Source organism: Epilithonimonas zeae, from assembly GCF_900141765.1.
Classification (GTDB): Bacteria; Bacteroidota; Bacteroidia; order Flavobacteriales; family Weeksellaceae; genus Epilithonimonas; species Epilithonimonas zeae.
In genome coordinates, this window is sequence record NZ_FSRK01000001.1 from 1,276,937 (window position 1) to 1,291,615 (window position 14,679).

Here is a 14,679-nt window from a genome sequence, read left to right on the forward strand (position 1 = left end):
ATATTAATTATGCATTAGGTTAATTAATAACTTCCTCAACTACACTTGCCAGCTGTACCATATCAAATGGTTTTGAAAGAAAAGCATTGGCATTAGCTCTTTCAGCAATTTCAGCACCATCCATACTTGCTGAAAAAATGATAACAGGTAAGTCATTAAAATCTGAACTTGATCTTAAAGATTTTAGAATCTGCTCACCCGAGATAATCGGCATCCACAGATCCAATAATAATAGATCAGGACGGCTATTCTGCAGTTTTTCCTGCAACGTTGTACTGTCAATTACTTTGATAACGTGATAACCTTCGATCTCAAGCATCAACTCAACAACATCCAAAATTCCTTGGTCATCATCGCAGACCATTATTACTTTATTCTTCATTATCATATATTTTCATAATTGGAAGTGTGAAATTAAAAGTTGCGCCGCGGCCTTCTTCGCTTTCAACCCATAATGTACCGTCGTGTGCAGTAATAATCTGCTGGCAGATGTATAAACCAATTCCTAATCCTGCGAACTTCTGCTGAATATCCTGTGCACGATAAAAACGGTCAAATATTTTCGCTTGATCATTATGACTGATTCCAATACCATAATCTGTGACCGACACCTTTACATAATTTGAAACTTTGTCGGACTGGACATCAATCACCTTATCTTCGGGCGAATATTTGATAGCATTAGACAATAGATTGTTAATTACCTGGGTGATCTGCAAATCATCGCCAAGAATAACCGCATTGGTTTTTCCCCTAAGATTGATCTGATGATTGGAACCTGCATAATTAAAATTGCTGACCGCATCATTTAATAATTTATCAATTTCAAAAGGTTCTTTGTGCAATTCTATATGACCAGACTGAATTTTAGAGGTATCCAGGAGCTGGTTGATTAGCAAATTAAGACGGTCTGTCTGGTTTGCAATCTTATCTAAAATAGTGTTAAATTTCTCCGAAGAATTTTCAGGCTTTACACGCTGTAAAATTTGTATCAGGCCTTTGATGCTGGTTAATGGCGTTTTTAACTCGTGACTGGCAACCGATAAAAAATCATCCTTTCTCTGTTCAATCTCTTTTTGGTCTGTGATATCTTCAATCGCTATCAGTATTCGGTCTTTGAACTGACCTTCGAACTCAACACGATAAGCGTTGACCAGCATTACTTTTCTACCGATATATGGAAAATCATGGGAGACTTCAAAATCAATAACAGGATTGTTTGTCGGAAGAATTTTGGTCAATAATTGTTTTAAAGCTTCAATATCCCATTGATGATTTCCTAGTTCAAATAATATCTTACCAACTGTGTTGGCTTCTGTTACTTTAAAAGATGAAAGAAAGTGTTTGTTGGCACTCAGAACACGATAGTTAGAATCCAAAACCAATAGACTTTCGCGCACCGTCTGAATAATACTGGAAAGAAACGCTTCACTATCCTGAAGCTCTTTCGTTCTTGCCACTATTTTTTTTTCTGTGGAGGCTTTTTCTTCTATAAGCTCTATTTCAGCGTTCTTACGTTCCGAGATATCATTTTGTACACCAATGAAGTGCGTGATTTCTCCGGCATTGTTTTTTACTGGCGAAACAAATAATTCGTTCCAGAACAAGGTACCATCTTTTTTGTAATTTCTGATTTCTACTCTGCATTCGTAACCATTTTCAATCGCTTCTTTAAGCTGTTGTCTCTGTGGTTGCGAGCGATCCTGTGCCTGTAAAAACCGGCAGTTGTGACCTATGATTTCGTTATGGCTGTAACCTGTAATATTTTCAAAGGCCTTATTGCAATAGATAATAGGGTTGTCTAGAATAGCATTATCCGTAATAATAATTCCGGAATTAGAAGAATTAAGTGCCTGCAAGTAGATTTCATAATCCAGGCTTTCATTTCGGTTAATATGATTTGATTGGTTCACAGTTTTCAATTTTATGATGATTTATTATAAATTGAATTAAAATTTCAATACTGAATTTTATAATTAGATTGGTCTAATCTAAAATCATGCCTAGAAATTTTTTGGACTGTTATATTGTATCAAATTAACAGAACAATATGATGGTTGTTATCAAACAAAAGCATCTGATGTTAAAATAGCTTGTGAGATTACTAATGAAACTATGACATTATATAAAAAAAAGACTGCATTGCAGTCTTATTAAAAATTTTAAGTAAAATAATAAGTGTAGATCTAATCATAAGCACATTAACAAATAAAAATTGTTAATATTAATGATTAAACTGAGCTACAAATTGTTCTGGTGCCGTATTAGTAACAAATCATTTACATTGTAATGAACAATTTAATCTTAATTAAAGCTGATAATGACCAACCATTCTGCTCAGAATAAAGTTGATAAAGTCATCATCTATTTTCTTTCGGTCGACCAGCTTGTTTCGGTACTCATAGGATGTTAAAGCTCTTGCCAATTGACCATAGGCTTGGTAATCAGATTCCTTAAGCTTTATTCTTCCGGCGCCATCCTTAGTATTGATAATCTCGTCCTCAATTGTTCTGAGTTTAATAACAATATGATAGAATTTGGATGTAGTCTTTCCACTATATCTCTCAATAATATTGATCTTAAACGCGTTAAAATATATCGTTTTAAAGCCGAGATTTGATCCGCTTTCAGGCTTAGTGATTTCTAATGTAAATTTCATAAGTGATTTTGCAAATATAATAATGAATATCAGAAATTCATACCATAAGGCAGAATAAAAATGAAATTTAAAATAAATTTTTAACTGTTAAATATTTTTTATCAATGATGATTTGAATCATAAACTCGTTTAAATTGAATGACTAAAGCCTATACGCCTTTCTATTAAAATAAGATTTATCTTCACAAGGTAAATATTTTTTTATAAAGAAAAAAATTGAATTTCAAATTTAGAAAAAGAGACTTTATTAAGAAGATGATTTATCACAAGAATTAAAATAACAATTGGTAGTTCGTATATTTGAAGAAAGAATGCAGTTGTACAATTTATGAATACAGATAAAAAAAACAATACGATCAAAGCTGTCTTTTTTGATATAGACGGCACTTTAGTCAGTTTAAAAAGCAAAACAATCCCAGAGTCAACACAGAAAGCTATAAAGAAACTTCGAGAGCAAGATATCAAGGTTATCGTAGCAACTGGACGTTCTATTAATGATCTTGATCATGTTAAAGCCATTGAGTTTGACGGTTTCCTAACATTTAATGGAGGTTACTGTATGACTGTTGATGGCAAGGTTATGTCCAAACAGGCAATTCACCCGGAAGATATCCAAAATCTGATTAATTATTCGGAACAAACCAATGTGGGCTTCTCCCTTATGTATGAAGATAAAGTACAGATCAGCCATGCAGCGCCCAAAGTTTTGGAGCTTTATACAAATCTCAACCTTAAGATACCGCCACTGTATGATAAGAACAATGCTGATATAGATAATGTATTACAAGTGAATGTTTTTATTGATCCTCAAGATGAAGAAACTTTTATGGAGAAAGTAATGCCCAATTCCTTATCATCAAGATGGACAGATTTGTTCGCCGATGTCAATCCAGGAGGAATCAGCAAACAGAAAGGTGTTAAAAAATTCTGTGAATATTTCAATATTGATATCTCTCAAACGATGGCATTTGGTGATGGAGGCAACGATATTTCTATGCTGAGATATGTCAAAACTGGAGTTGCAATGGGCAATGCCGGTGATAATGTCAAGCAGGCAGCCGATTATGTAACTGATGATGTTGACAACGACGGTGTTGAAAAAGCTTTGAAATATTTTGGACTTTTAGACTAGCAACCAAATAAGATCATCAAACAAAAACTATTCAAAATAATTGAATAAGTATTGATAGGCATAGAACTTGTTAAGCAAGTGGCTATGAAAGCTAAAGAATTAAGAATAGGAAATCTGGTTTCCAATATGACTACAGGAAACAATGAACAAGTGGATATCAATATTATCCAAAGTATAATGAATGGCAGTACCGACTATAAACCGGTTGAGTTGAATGACGAATGGTTTAATAAGTTTGATTTTTCCAAAGAACACTTTGGTTACTATTATGAAAATATATATGAATTCTCAGTGCTGACGTCCCGAAACAATGCTTATATAGTACGCTGGGGAAACCAGGTCTTGGCTGGTGCAGAACCTATTCGCTATGTTCACGAACTCCAGAATATATTCTTCGCATTAAAAGGTTCAGATCTTCCTACCAAAAGACCATATAAAAATATAGTAAGCCAGGCTTTATCTAGTTTTGCTTAGTTACGATTTCACCAAAGGTTTTTTAATGCTTTTTTGTAGTCAGTTTTTTTTAAATGGATACCGTTTTATAATTAGCAAAATTGATTATTAGAATAAATGGCTGTCGGATAAGAAAAAGTATCTAACATCTCTATAAAGATCTACCTGCAAAAATTAATTGTAATTACACGAACTGAAAAAATAAAGAACAGTTCCATTTAAGATTAAAATTGAGTTATTTAGGTTAACAGGATCTTATCAAAAATATTCATTAGAATACCATTATAAAAGTGTTAGTAGAAAAGTAGAAAGCTTAACTATTAAATAAAAAAAGTGAATCAATCGATTCACTTTTGCTTTCTATACTTTAAATTAACTTTCAATAAACTCCAAAAGATCTTTATTAATGGTAGCTGCTTCCGTAGTCGGCATTCCGTGAGGGAAACCAGGATACGTTTTTATCGTTCCGTTTTTCAATAATTTGATTGATTTCAAAGCCGCATTCTGGTAAGGTACAATCTGGTCATCTTCACCGTGAAGTACCAAAACCGGAATATCAACATTCTTCAAATCATCTCTGAAATCAGTCTCAGAAAATGCTTTGATGCCGTCATAGTGAGCGACAATTCCACCCATCATTCCTTGTCTCCACCAGTTTCTCTGCACACCTTCTTTCACATCTGCACCTTCTCTGTTGTAGCCGTAGAAAGGGAAAGTCAAATCAATATAAAACTGTTGTCTGTTGTTCAAAGTCTGTTCTCTGATACCATCAAAAACTGACATCGGAACACCATCAGGATTTTCATCACTCGCCACCATAATTGGCGGAACTGCACTGATTAAAACTGCTTTTTTAGCTCTTCCGTTAGCATATTTATTCACGTATCTGATTACTTCACCACCACCTGTTGAGTGACCGATATGAACTACATCTTTCAAATCTAAGAATTCTACCAATTCCGCTGCGTCAGAAGCATATTGCTCAATCGTGTGGTTGTAAATATCCTGACTGGAGCGGCCGTGACCTCTTCTGTCGTGCGTCACCACTCTGTAACCTCTTTGCAAGAAGAAAATAACCTGCGCATCCCAATCGTCTGATGACAATGGCCATCCGTGGTGAAACATCAAAACTGGTCCTTCGCCTTGGTCTTTGTAAAAAATCTCTGTTCCGTCTTTTAATTTTAGTGTGCTCATAATTTAATTTTTTTAATGTTGTGATTAATTTATTTTAATATTTTGTTGTCTTAATTCTTTAGCAAATGTAGGATGGTTCGCATCGTTTCTCGTTAATCTAGTTTAATATCTTACATTTTTGATAATTTTTATTTTGGGCAGCTATTTCCGCCTTCCACTCCCGCTATTTTTTTCCAAGCTAAATCCCCAGCAAAAAAATGAGCTCCGTTCAAGTCGGGCTGCAGATTCGGTATTAGTTCACGTTTTCCCTTACCAATTCCAAAAGGTCTTCTGCGCCACCATCGAATTTCTTCCCATTCACAAAAAAAGAAGGTGTTCCGTTCACGCCGCTCATAATCCCGCTTTCAAAATCTGAATCCACTTTTTCTGCCAATTCAGTACTTTCCAAATCCTTTTCAAATTGAGGAATGTTCAGTTTTAATTTTTCCGCCAGCTTCATCAGTAAGTTTTCATTCAAATCTCTTTGATTTTCATAAATCGCATCGTGCATTTCCCAGAATTTCCCCTGAAGATGGGCTGCTTCTGCTGCGATGGCTGCCGGTCTTGCATACTGATGCATTTCCGAAAGTGGAAAGTTTCTGAAAACAAATTTGATTTGACTTCCAAATTCTTTCATCAATTCTTTCAGAACCGGATAAGCAGCGCCACAATATGGACATTGATAATCGCCGTATTCTACAATAACAAGGTCGGCTTCTAAGTTGCCTTGTGCGTGGTCAGCTTGGCTGACGTTTGGTTTTAATGACATAATTTATTTTGTGTTAAGGGTTTCTAAAGCGTCTAAAATTCCGTCTGCGCCTGGATTGATGGCCGTTGGTGACAGATAACTCCACTCAATGATGCCATCTTTGTTGATAACGAAAAGTGCTCTTTTACATTCGCCTTCTTCCTCGTCATAAACGCCGTATTTTTTAGCAATTTCTCCTTTAGCTTCGAAATCTGCGAGTAAAGGAAAATGTAAATTTCTGGATTCTGAAAATGCCAGATGACACCATTTGCTGTCGACAGAAATTCCAAAAATCTCTGCATCGTATTTCTTAAAAAACTTCAAAGTTTCATTGTACAAAGCCATCTGGTCGCTGCAAACCGGACTCCAGTCTGCGGGATAAAAGGCGAGGATAACATTCTTTCCTTTGAATTCTGAGAGTGTAATTTTCTGGTCTGGCGTTGCATACAAAGTGAAATCTGGGGCAACATCGTTTTTCTGTAACATAATATTAGTTTTTAGTGTTAATTTTTGAAATCAATAATCCGTAAATCATCAGTAATAATGCAGGAATCATCAAAGTCCATTTTCCAAAATAGTCGAGTAGGAAAGGAGCGATAAACGCACCGGATAAAAAGCCTATCCACAAAAGCAAAAGATGAACGGCGTTGGATTGATATTCCTTTTTTTCTGCTATATCTTTCGTCATCGTCAGCATTGCGGTGTTCCTTGCCAGACTGTTCAGAGTTCCTGTCACGAAATCCGTATTCACCTTTTGGTTTCCTACTGAAGTCACAATCGTGTTCATCATTCCCATCGAAAATCCGACAATTGCAATGGATGACAAATTATTGATATTATAAAAATAAGCAATAATTGAATAGAAAATGAGAATTCCGGAAACTATATAAAATGTTAATATTTGGTTCTTAATTCTCTTCCATAATGAAAGGCAGGTTCCGGTGTAAATTCCTAATAGAAAACAACTTATGACTGTAATTGATGTGGTAATGATTCCAGATTTACCCGTTGAAATGGCCGCTCCCAATGAAGTGGTATTTCCACTCATAAAAGAAACGTACGTTTTCCATTGAATCAATCCTGTTGCATCAATATATCCGGCAATCAAAGCTAAAAATATCGCCAATCTCTCTTGTGTTCTGATGGACTCAGATAAATTAATAATGCTTGTAGAAGAAATGATTAGCTTTTTCATTTTTGAAAACTTAATTGAGAATAGTTTATTTATTAAAAGCTGAAATTGCTTTCGTAATTCCTTCTCCTGCAGTTGTAAAAAATGCTGGTCCCGCAAGTAATGTTATTTTCTCAATCGGCTTAAATGCAGACATCTTTTTACTTTTCAAATAAACCTGAGTTCTGTAAGCGTTAATAGCTCCAGTTATGCCGTATCCGGCAACTTCAGCAGTTGGAGAATCTATTCCAGCATCTTTCAGGTCGGTGGCAAATGCATATTTTGTAACGCCCAGTCTTAGGGCTTCTTCCATTCCGACACTGGCAATTTGCTGCATCAGTTCGGGTGTGAATTTATTCCGATCGCCTAAACCGATAAGCAATAATTTCTTTGCACCTATGGTTCCTGAAGGAGGCGTAATCAGTAATGTTTCCAGGGAATGTCCAGCAAATTTTCCGGATTTTCTGAGTTCTGTGATGATGCCATTCAGGCTTTTATCAAGATGAACCATTCCGTTGACGGCTTCTGGCAATGCCGGTGGCGAATTAAAAATATCACCTTCTGTATATTCAAAAACGCAGGCAATCTGTAAAGGTGTGATCTCTGTTGATGGCCCTTGTACCATTCCTTCGATGGCGATTTCGTCCACTTTTCCCCAGATTTTAGAGGTGTTTGCGGGTGTTGTCTGTACTGCAGTTTGTGCGAAATATATTTGTGGTGTTGCAGAAATTATTGCTGCAAATAAGCCAATTTGTACTGCTTTTTTGATGTTTAAAAGTTTCATAATCTTAGGATTTATTAGATTAAATATTATTTCTCAGGCTGAATGAAAACTTTCTCAGCTGGGAATTTCTCAATTTCGCCTTCCTTCAAACCGAAATTCGTTACAACGACATCTTTCGGATTTCCGGCAAGCCATTCGCTTAAGTCAATCGATTCATATTTTCCACTGTTGAAACCAATCAGAATTCTACAAACCGTATCGCCTGTATTTTTGATGTAATGTCCGGCTCCCATTGGAACGTAACCTACATCGCCTGCACTGAACTGCTCCGTAACACAAGTAGATTCCGCTAAAAAAACCGACATTTCCGCCTGTCCTGAAATAAAATATTGCCATTCGTCCGCATTTGGATGCCAGTGCATTTCTCTCAAAGCTCCCGGTTGCAATTCTAAAATAGAACCGGACATTGTACTGCTGATGGGAAATTCTTTACTTGTAACCAATCTTTGCAAACCTCCGCCCGGAACAATTCTCGGTTGTTGAGAATGCAAAGGATAACGGTGAAAACTCGTTAATTCAATATCAGATTCATTCGGACGAGCTTCAGCAACGAAAGACATTTCATCCGGAACAATTCCTGCTGCGAAGTACGCTTCTTTCTGAGGCAAAGCCGCCACTTCTTCTAAAGTTAATCCTAAATTCTGAGCGACAATTTCAGGTGGCACAGACGAAACAAAATCCGTCACGCTGAACGTGTGGTCTTCAGAAAAATTACCATTATCGAAAATCAAAATGAAATGACATTCTTCCGTTCCTGTCGCCTGAATAGAGTGGCCATAACCTTTTGGAAAATACCAAACGTCACCCGGTTCAAAATTGTCTGTGTAACTGTGTCCATCCGGATGAATAATCGTGGTACGAACTGTTCCCGAAATCACGTAAGCCCATTCAGCAGCATTGGCGTGCCAGTGTAATTCTCTCATACTTCCAGGTTGCAGTCTCATAGAAACTCCTGCAATGCCGATAGAAGCAGGAAAATCTTTTACAGAAGCACCTCTTGTAGTTCCACCGTCATTCGTGCGTGGTTCTTTTTTCTCTAATTCGTATTTGAAACTTAATGATGGAGTATTCATAATGATAAGTTTTTGTGATTAATTAGTGTTTGTCTTTATTTCTATTGTAAAGCTACTTCGGAATGAGACGTTTTTGAGGTGATTTTCGGTGAATGGGCAAAATGAGTCGGTGAGAATTTGAAAGGAGTAGTTGGTCTCTTAAGAGTACAGAAAATAAACGATAGATAAAAGACTTTCGATTTGATTTAATAATAAAAAATCCTTCACAATTTGGATTGAGAAGGATTAAAATTTGGGTCAAATTATTATTAAATGTATGTATTTTTTTATCTCACAAGAATAATCTTTCCTGTATGAGAACCTTCTTCAAGCAATCGGTGTGCTTCCGCAGCTTCCGAGAAAGGAAATGTTTTGAAAATAAAAGGTTTGAATTTTTTAGATTCAATTAAAGGCCAGACATTCTTTTGGATTTCCTTAGCCAATTGTTTTTTAAACGCATATTCCCTGCTTCTCAAAGTACTTCCTGTAATGGTCAAACGCTTTGTCATTACTTTCCAAATATCTAAATCGACACGACTTCCACTTACCGCATTGATGTAAACCAATCTGCCTTCAGGCTTTAAAATATTGATGTTTTTGGCCAAATAATCACCGCCAATCATATCCAGAATGACGTCGACACCTTCATCTTGAAGTTCAGTTTCAAAATTCTGTGTTTTATAATTAATGTAAGAATCTGCGCCGAGTTCAAGACAATTTTGTCCTTTTTCATTAGAACCAACAGTGACAATTACTTTTGAACCCAAAGCGTGAGCAATCTGAATTCCCGTGATTCCAATTCCACTGTTTCCACCGTGAAGTAAAAAGGTTTCTCCCGATTTTAATTTGCCTCTCTGAAAAACATTAGACCAAACTGTAAAAACCGTTTCCGGTAAGCTCGCCGCCTCAGCAAAACTTAAATCTCCCGGAATGGGTAAACATTGACCTTCTCTCACAGCAACATATTCTGCGTAACCGCCGCCTGCAAGAAGTGCACAAACTCTTTCTCCAACGGTGAAATCTACGACATCAGGTCCGCATTTTACAATGGTTCCGGCAACTTCCAATCCTGAAATGTCTGCAACAACACCTTCAGGAGCAGGATAATTACCTTCACGCTGGAATACATCCGGACGGTTGATTCCCGCGGCTTTCACTTCGATTAAGACTTCGTCTCCGGATATTTCGGGAGTAGGGTATTCCTGTAATTCCAATACATCAGGAGCTCCAGGTTTTGTAATAACGATTGCTTTCATTTTTTTTAAATTTTAATATCAGATTCTTTCAAACTCTTTTCCAGGTAAGTTGATGAGTCACCAATAGTGAATTGCTTATGAATGGTTTCTCACTTTCAAGATGCAGAAAACCATCTTTAAAGATAACGATTCTATTCTGCATTTGCCCCGTCCAGTTGGGAAAAAGTGAGACGTACATCGTGTGGCTCACCAACTGTTTTTCATCGTCCGTTTTGAACGGTCCCGAATACGCAAGATAGGTCGAGCCTTCCTGTGTATATTCTTCCGGCGTGGCATTGGTCCAATGTTCCTGATGAAAGTTTTCACGGTGCGTATCCATAATTTGTGCCGACATATAACCATCTGGATTGTAAATAATCAGTCCTTTCGGATTTTCGCCCATCGGATGGGTAATTTCTCCGCCGTTGACAGGAACTTCATTAAGTTCTACCAAAGTCCAAGTTCCTACAAGTTTTTCAAAAAGTGTTTCCATAACTTTTAAAATTAAATGAGCGTACCGAAATACGCTCATTATGTTTTTTGAATTAGAAAGGCTGATTGTATTTACCTGTCAATGCTTTGTTTTCGATGCTTTTTGCAAAGTTGGGCGTTTCTTCGTGGTTGTGAGCGTCGGAAGCAGCTTGTCTGGAAGCGGCTGCATCAGCAAGATTCACGTTGTGTTCTTTTAGATATTCGAACATTTCAGGTGTTGCGGTTGCGTGAATTTCGTTAGTGTACAATGTTGTGTTATCATCGATTTTTGTGGCTTTCAGTTCCCATAAAACCTGAACTTTGGTACGACCACCTTTGGTAATTGAATCTGAAATCGACAACATTCTGCAGTAATCCGGACGGTGTTCTACCGCTACATAATGCTGAATCATCAAAGCATCTCCGATAGTTTCTACGTTCAAAGAAACCGGTTCGCCGTCAAAAGTGGTAGAAATAGCCGCTCCGATGTGCTGCGTTGAGCATCTTTGATATTCGGCATCGGGAAGATTGAGTAGCCAATCTGCGATGTTTATTTTTTCGATTGGGGCATTGATAATCGCTGTAACTGTAGAGTGAGACAATGCGTTTTCTGGTGTTTGAAGGATTTCCATAATGTTTAAAGTTTAATTGTTTGTATATGTTAATTTGATGGTGTAAAGCTACATTCAACAAATTTCAAAATCAATTGGTGTTCGATGAACAGGCGGAAACTGTCGTTGAGTAAGTGTTATGATTTATTGAATAAAGACAATGAAGTAATTAAACTCAAAGTTTGTTTTTCCGTAGGAATCTCAGCAAAGTATTTAAAATAATATCTAGATTCCTGCGGAATGACAAAAGTGAAAAGTACCTTTATTATAAACAAAAGAATCACTGTAATGCACAGTGATTCTTAGGTATTAAATTGATGTTGATTGATATTATTTAAAAAGCCATCTTCTAATCAGTTTTGTATAATTCGGCATTACAGCAAAAACCATCAGAAAAACAATACAGCCTGAAATCAAAAGTCCGTCTGAATAATGATTCGCAGGGATTTTTAAGAGTCTTAAAAAGGGTAAAACTACCAACGGAACCAATAATGACAGAGGATAAATGGCTGACCAGGTTACTAAAAATTGTTTCCATCGGACGGGAACTTTGGTTTGATTTTCAGTTTCAAAAAGGAAATCAAGACCTGATTTTATTTTATACTTATCATTTTTTCGGAACAATGAATTAGCTTTTTCGATGTGTTTTTTTCTGGTGTCAGATTCCATCCATTTTTTTAGATTTTCAATGGTATCAAATCTGATAATCACGGTGTAAACAAACGTTAAATCGGGAATAGGTCTTATAATTTGCCAATCGATAAAACCTTTTGAATGCTTGGTTAAAGGAACGATTTCAGTTAACCAATTTTCATATTCCTCTTGTTTTCCATCTAGAATATGATGTGAAATAACAACAGATACCCCTTGATTTTCCATAATAAAATTGGTTTTAATTAATTTAGTTACCGATGGATTTCATAAATAATTTAGCTTCAAAAAAAGATTTCAGTAAAACATCTTTTACCTCTTCCAAAGCCAGTTGCGATGCTGGATTTTCTTCGGTTGTTAATTCTAAAATATCTAATTTTTCCTCTAACAAAGGAAGCAAACCCATTATTGCCACACTTGATTTTAAATCGTGCGCTCTCAATTTCAGCAATTTAAAATCTTTATTTTCATAAGCCAGTTTCAGTTCCTGCAAATGAGTTGGGACTTTATCTAAAAACTGTTGTGTCACGGTTCTTTCAAAATCTTTGTCGCCATTGCTGATAGACTTCAAATAAGTAAGGTCGATGAACTCGTAATTAGAAACGATTTCTTCAGCTTTAGTTTCCGTTTTTTCGTTTTCTTTTAATCCGAAATTGGAAATTAATTTGAATAACTCTTCCTCTGTAATAGGTTTAGAAATGTATTCGTTCATTCCACGGCTCATACATCTTTCGCGTTCGCCTGCCAAAGCGTGTGCGGTCATTGCGATGATGGGCGTGTTCAGTTTCAGTTCTTCACGGATGGTTTGCGTGGCAACATAACCGTCCATTTGTGGCATTTGGATGTCCATCAGAACCAAATCACAGTCGTTATTTCTGAGAAATTCTACCGCTTCCAGACCGTTGTTTGCAGTTTCAAAATCAATGTTCCATTGTGAAAGGAGATGTTTCATCAGACTTTGATTGATAGCGTTATCATCAACGATTAGAACCTTCAAAGGCGTGTTTGTTTTATCTTTAAAATAATCGGTGTCAACTTTCGGAACTACATTAAGCTGTTCTTTCGCAATCGCATAAGGAATATAAAAATGGAAAGTCGTGCCTTTTCCCTGTTCGCTGATGACTTCGATATCGCCATTCTGCAACTGAATCAGACTTTTCACAATTGATAAACCAAGACCGGTTCCGCCGTAATTTCGGGTCGTAGAATCTTCACCCTGATTAAATCTTTCAAAGACTTCAAGAAGTTTTTCTTTATCAATTCCGATTCCGGTGTCAGAAACTTTAAAGCCGACAACGACTTCATTTTCGCTCTGTTGTTTATTGTAAATTTCGATATTAATGTTTCCCTGATGCGTAAATTTAATGGCATTTCCGATGAGGTTGACAAGAATTTGCGTGAGTCTCGTGGCGTCGCCATTCAAAGTGTCAGGAATCGAAGTGTCAATTTTGCTGGAAATCGTCAATCTTTTTTCTTTGGCTCTTTCTACGAAAAATGTTTCAACCGAATTTACCAATCCATTGATGCTGAATATGCCTTTGGTAATGCGCATCATTCCGGCTTCGATTTTTGATAAGTCTAAAATATCATTGATAATCGCCATCAGATTTTCTCCCGAACGTTGAATGGATGAGACAAATTCTTTCGAAGTTTCATCCAAAGGTCTTTTCTGCAAAAGGTTGGTAAAGCCCAAAATCCCGCTCAAAGGCGTTCTGATTTCGTGGCTCATATTAGCGAGGAAATTTTCTTTTGTTTGTGCGGCGACCGATGCTTTTTTCTCTGCAACATCCAATTCCTGAATCAATAATCGCTGACGTTTAAATTGGCGAAGAATATGATAACCAACAATGGAACCGCTCAAAATCAAAAGAATCAATAGAGAAATGTCATACAATCTCGCTTTTTGTCCCATTGCTTCCGTTTCTTTGCTGAGGTCAACCATATGAAGTTTTCTGCTTTCGTAGATTTTTGCAGTGATGGAAGTGATTTCGTTCGAGATTTTTCGAGCTCTTGGATTAGCAATGGAAGTGTTGTCATCCATATTTCCAAGGGTGTGATAACGGAGCAGCAATTTATCCTTCGTCGTTTTCTTTTCCATTGCGAGAACGCTCAATCTGTGAATCAGCTTTTCTTCAACGTCGTCTGAATTGTCTTTGGAAAGGGAATCGAGAAAGTTTTCTATCTGATTTATTTTTTGGTCGATTCCTTCGAGATGCGTCGTGTCGTTGGTCGCAATGGAAGCTCGGATTCTGCTTTCAACGCCCAAAATATCACGGTCGATTTCACGTAAATGGTTGCTGGAACGCAATTCGTTGAGAAGTCGGTTGTTATTTTGAATGAGTTCTTTGGTATTTTTAGCCGAATTGATTTGAACCGCTATCAATAGGAGAGAACCCGCAATAAATGTGAGGATGATGAAATAACTGAACCGTCTGTTTCCCATTACTGAAGATATTTTTTTCATAAATGTTTTTCTTTGTTTTTAACGCAAAGTCCGCAAAGATTTTTTACTATTATTGAAAATATTTTTGCTCGCAAA

Annotated in this window: 16 protein-coding genes; 2 read left to right on the plus strand and 14 right to left on the minus strand. The window is 36.6% G+C overall.

Annotated elements, in window-relative coordinates:
• Window positions 1-19: 19 nt before the first annotated feature.
• The 3 genes from BUR19_RS05785 to BUR19_RS05795 form a co-directional block, all read right to left on the minus strand.
• Window positions 20-382: a response regulator gene (locus tag BUR19_RS05785; protein WP_175565871.1), complete on the minus strand. Its 363-nt coding sequence runs from the start codon at window positions 380-382 to the stop codon at window positions 20-22.
• A complete protein-coding gene (locus tag BUR19_RS05790) occupies window positions 372-1,913 on the minus strand; it encodes a sensor histidine kinase (protein WP_074235569.1) in 1,542 nt (513 codons plus the stop codon). The genes BUR19_RS05785 and BUR19_RS05790 overlap by 11 nt, the downstream gene beginning before the upstream one ends.
• A gap of 395 nt (window positions 1,914-2,308) precedes the next feature.
• The gene (locus BUR19_RS05795; protein ID WP_074233931.1) at window positions 2,309-2,659 is read right to left on the minus strand and encodes a hypothetical protein; all 351 of its coding nucleotides are present in this window, start codon (window positions 2,657-2,659) and stop codon (window positions 2,309-2,311) included.
• A 328-nt stretch (window positions 2,660-2,987) separates the two neighbouring features.
• Here BUR19_RS05795 and BUR19_RS05800 point away from each other — a divergent pair, with 328 nt between their 5' ends.
• Both BUR19_RS05800 and BUR19_RS05805 read left to right on the plus strand, forming a co-directional pair.
• Window positions 2,988-3,791, plus strand: a complete 804-nt coding sequence (locus BUR19_RS05800) for a Cof-type HAD-IIB family hydrolase (protein WP_074233932.1) — start codon at window positions 2,988-2,990, stop codon at window positions 3,789-3,791.
• A gap of 84 nt (window positions 3,792-3,875) precedes the next feature.
• Window positions 3,876-4,265, plus strand: coding sequence for a hypothetical protein (locus tag BUR19_RS05805; RefSeq protein ID WP_074233933.1), 390 nt, complete (start codon window positions 3,876-3,878; stop codon window positions 4,263-4,265).
• 351 nt (window positions 4,266-4,616) lie between these two features.
• Here BUR19_RS05805 and BUR19_RS05810 read toward each other — a convergent pair whose 3' ends face one another.
• The 11 genes from BUR19_RS05810 to BUR19_RS05860 form a co-directional block, all read right to left on the minus strand.
• Window positions 4,617-5,438, minus strand: a complete 822-nt coding sequence (locus tag BUR19_RS05810; RefSeq protein WP_074233934.1) for an alpha/beta fold hydrolase — start codon at window positions 5,436-5,438, stop codon at window positions 4,617-4,619.
• Window positions 5,439-5,670: 232 nt separating this feature from the next.
• Complete coding sequence (locus BUR19_RS05815; protein WP_074233935.1) at window positions 5,671-6,186, minus strand: DsbA family protein; 516 nt, start codon at window positions 6,184-6,186, stop codon at window positions 5,671-5,673.
• 3 nt (window positions 6,187-6,189) lie between these two features.
• Window positions 6,190-6,651, minus strand: a complete 462-nt coding sequence (locus BUR19_RS05820; protein ID WP_074233936.1) for a redoxin domain-containing protein — start codon at window positions 6,649-6,651, stop codon at window positions 6,190-6,192.
• Between the two features lie 4 nt (window positions 6,652-6,655).
• A complete protein-coding gene (locus BUR19_RS05825; RefSeq protein ID WP_074233937.1) occupies window positions 6,656-7,360 on the minus strand; it encodes a YoaK family protein in 705 nt (234 codons plus the stop codon).
• A 25-nt stretch (window positions 7,361-7,385) separates the two neighbouring features.
• On the minus strand, window positions 7,386-8,120 hold the full coding sequence (locus tag BUR19_RS05830) for a M17 family peptidase N-terminal domain-containing protein (RefSeq protein ID WP_074233938.1): 735 nt from the start codon (window positions 8,118-8,120) through the stop codon (window positions 7,386-7,388).
• Between the two features lie 26 nt (window positions 8,121-8,146).
• The gene (locus BUR19_RS05835; protein WP_074233939.1) at window positions 8,147-9,193 is read right to left on the minus strand and encodes a cupin domain-containing protein; all 1,047 of its coding nucleotides are present in this window, start codon (window positions 9,191-9,193) and stop codon (window positions 8,147-8,149) included.
• A gap of 266 nt (window positions 9,194-9,459) precedes the next feature.
• On the minus strand, window positions 9,460-10,428 hold the full coding sequence (locus tag BUR19_RS05840) for an NAD(P)H-quinone oxidoreductase (protein ID WP_074233940.1): 969 nt from the start codon (window positions 10,426-10,428) through the stop codon (window positions 9,460-9,462).
• A 28-nt stretch (window positions 10,429-10,456) separates the two neighbouring features.
• Window positions 10,457-10,900: a lipocalin-like domain-containing protein gene (locus BUR19_RS05845; RefSeq protein WP_074233941.1), complete on the minus strand. Its 444-nt coding sequence runs from the start codon at window positions 10,898-10,900 to the stop codon at window positions 10,457-10,459.
• A gap of 52 nt (window positions 10,901-10,952) precedes the next feature.
• Entirely contained in the window at window positions 10,953-11,510 is a 558-nt protein-coding gene (locus tag BUR19_RS05850; protein WP_074233942.1) for a hypothetical protein, read from the minus strand.
• 309 nt (window positions 11,511-11,819) lie between these two features.
• Window positions 11,820-12,368 carry an antibiotic biosynthesis monooxygenase gene (locus BUR19_RS05855; protein ID WP_074233943.1) on the minus strand — a complete coding sequence of 183 codons (549 nt, stop codon included), beginning with the start codon at window positions 12,366-12,368 and terminating at the stop codon, window positions 11,820-11,822.
• 22 nt (window positions 12,369-12,390) lie between these two features.
• Window positions 12,391-14,604: a hybrid sensor histidine kinase/response regulator gene (locus BUR19_RS05860; protein ID WP_074233944.1), complete on the minus strand. Its 2,214-nt coding sequence runs from the start codon at window positions 14,602-14,604 to the stop codon at window positions 12,391-12,393.
• Between the last annotated feature and the right edge of the window lie 75 nt (window positions 14,605-14,679).

Excerpts from the sequence above, each read along its gene's own strand:
- BUR19_RS05840 (WP_074233940.1), bottom strand. The coding sequence starts at position 10,428 with ATGAAAGCAATCGTTATTACAAAACCTGGAGCTCCTGATGTATTGGAA.
- BUR19_RS05820 (WP_074233936.1), bottom strand. The coding sequence starts at position 6,651 with ATGTTACAGAAAAACGATGTTGCCCCAGATTTCACTTTGTATGCAACG.
- BUR19_RS05830 (WP_074233938.1), bottom strand. The coding sequence starts at position 8,120 with ATGAAACTTTTAAACATCAAAAAAGCAGTACAAATTGGCTTATTTGCA.
- BUR19_RS05855 (WP_074233943.1), bottom strand. The coding sequence starts at position 12,368 with ATGGAAAATCAAGGGGTATCTGTTGTTATTTCACATCATATTCTAGAT.
- BUR19_RS05810 (WP_074233934.1), bottom strand. The coding sequence starts at position 5,438 with ATGAGCACACTAAAATTAAAAGACGGAACAGAGATTTTTTACAAAGAC.
- BUR19_RS05815 (WP_074233935.1), bottom strand. The coding sequence starts at position 6,186 with ATGTCATTAAAACCAAACGTCAGCCAAGCTGACCACGCACAAGGCAAC.
- BUR19_RS05845 (WP_074233941.1), bottom strand. The coding sequence starts at position 10,900 with ATGGAAACACTTTTTGAAAAACTTGTAGGAACTTGGACTTTGGTAGAA.
- BUR19_RS05850 (WP_074233942.1), bottom strand. The coding sequence starts at position 11,510 with ATGGAAATCCTTCAAACACCAGAAAACGCATTGTCTCACTCTACAGTT.
- BUR19_RS05860 (WP_074233944.1), bottom strand. The coding sequence starts at position 14,604 with ATGAAAAAAATATCTTCAGTAATGGGAAACAGACGGTTCAGTTATTTC.
- BUR19_RS05825 (WP_074233937.1), bottom strand. The coding sequence starts at position 7,360 with ATGAAAAAGCTAATCATTTCTTCTACAAGCATTATTAATTTATCTGAG.
- BUR19_RS05805 (WP_074233933.1), top strand. The coding sequence starts at position 3,876 with ATGAAAGCTAAAGAATTAAGAATAGGAAATCTGGTTTCCAATATGACT.
- BUR19_RS05800 (WP_074233932.1), top strand. The coding sequence starts at position 2,988 with ATGAATACAGATAAAAAAAACAATACGATCAAAGCTGTCTTTTTTGAT.
- BUR19_RS05835 (WP_074233939.1), bottom strand. The coding sequence starts at position 9,193 with ATGAATACTCCATCATTAAGTTTCAAATACGAATTAGAGAAAAAAGAA.
- BUR19_RS05785 (WP_175565871.1), bottom strand. The coding sequence starts at position 382 with ATGAAGAATAAAGTAATAATGGTCTGCGATGATGACCAAGGAATTTTG.
- BUR19_RS05795 (WP_074233931.1), bottom strand. The coding sequence starts at position 2,659 with ATGAAATTTACATTAGAAATCACTAAGCCTGAAAGCGGATCAAATCTC.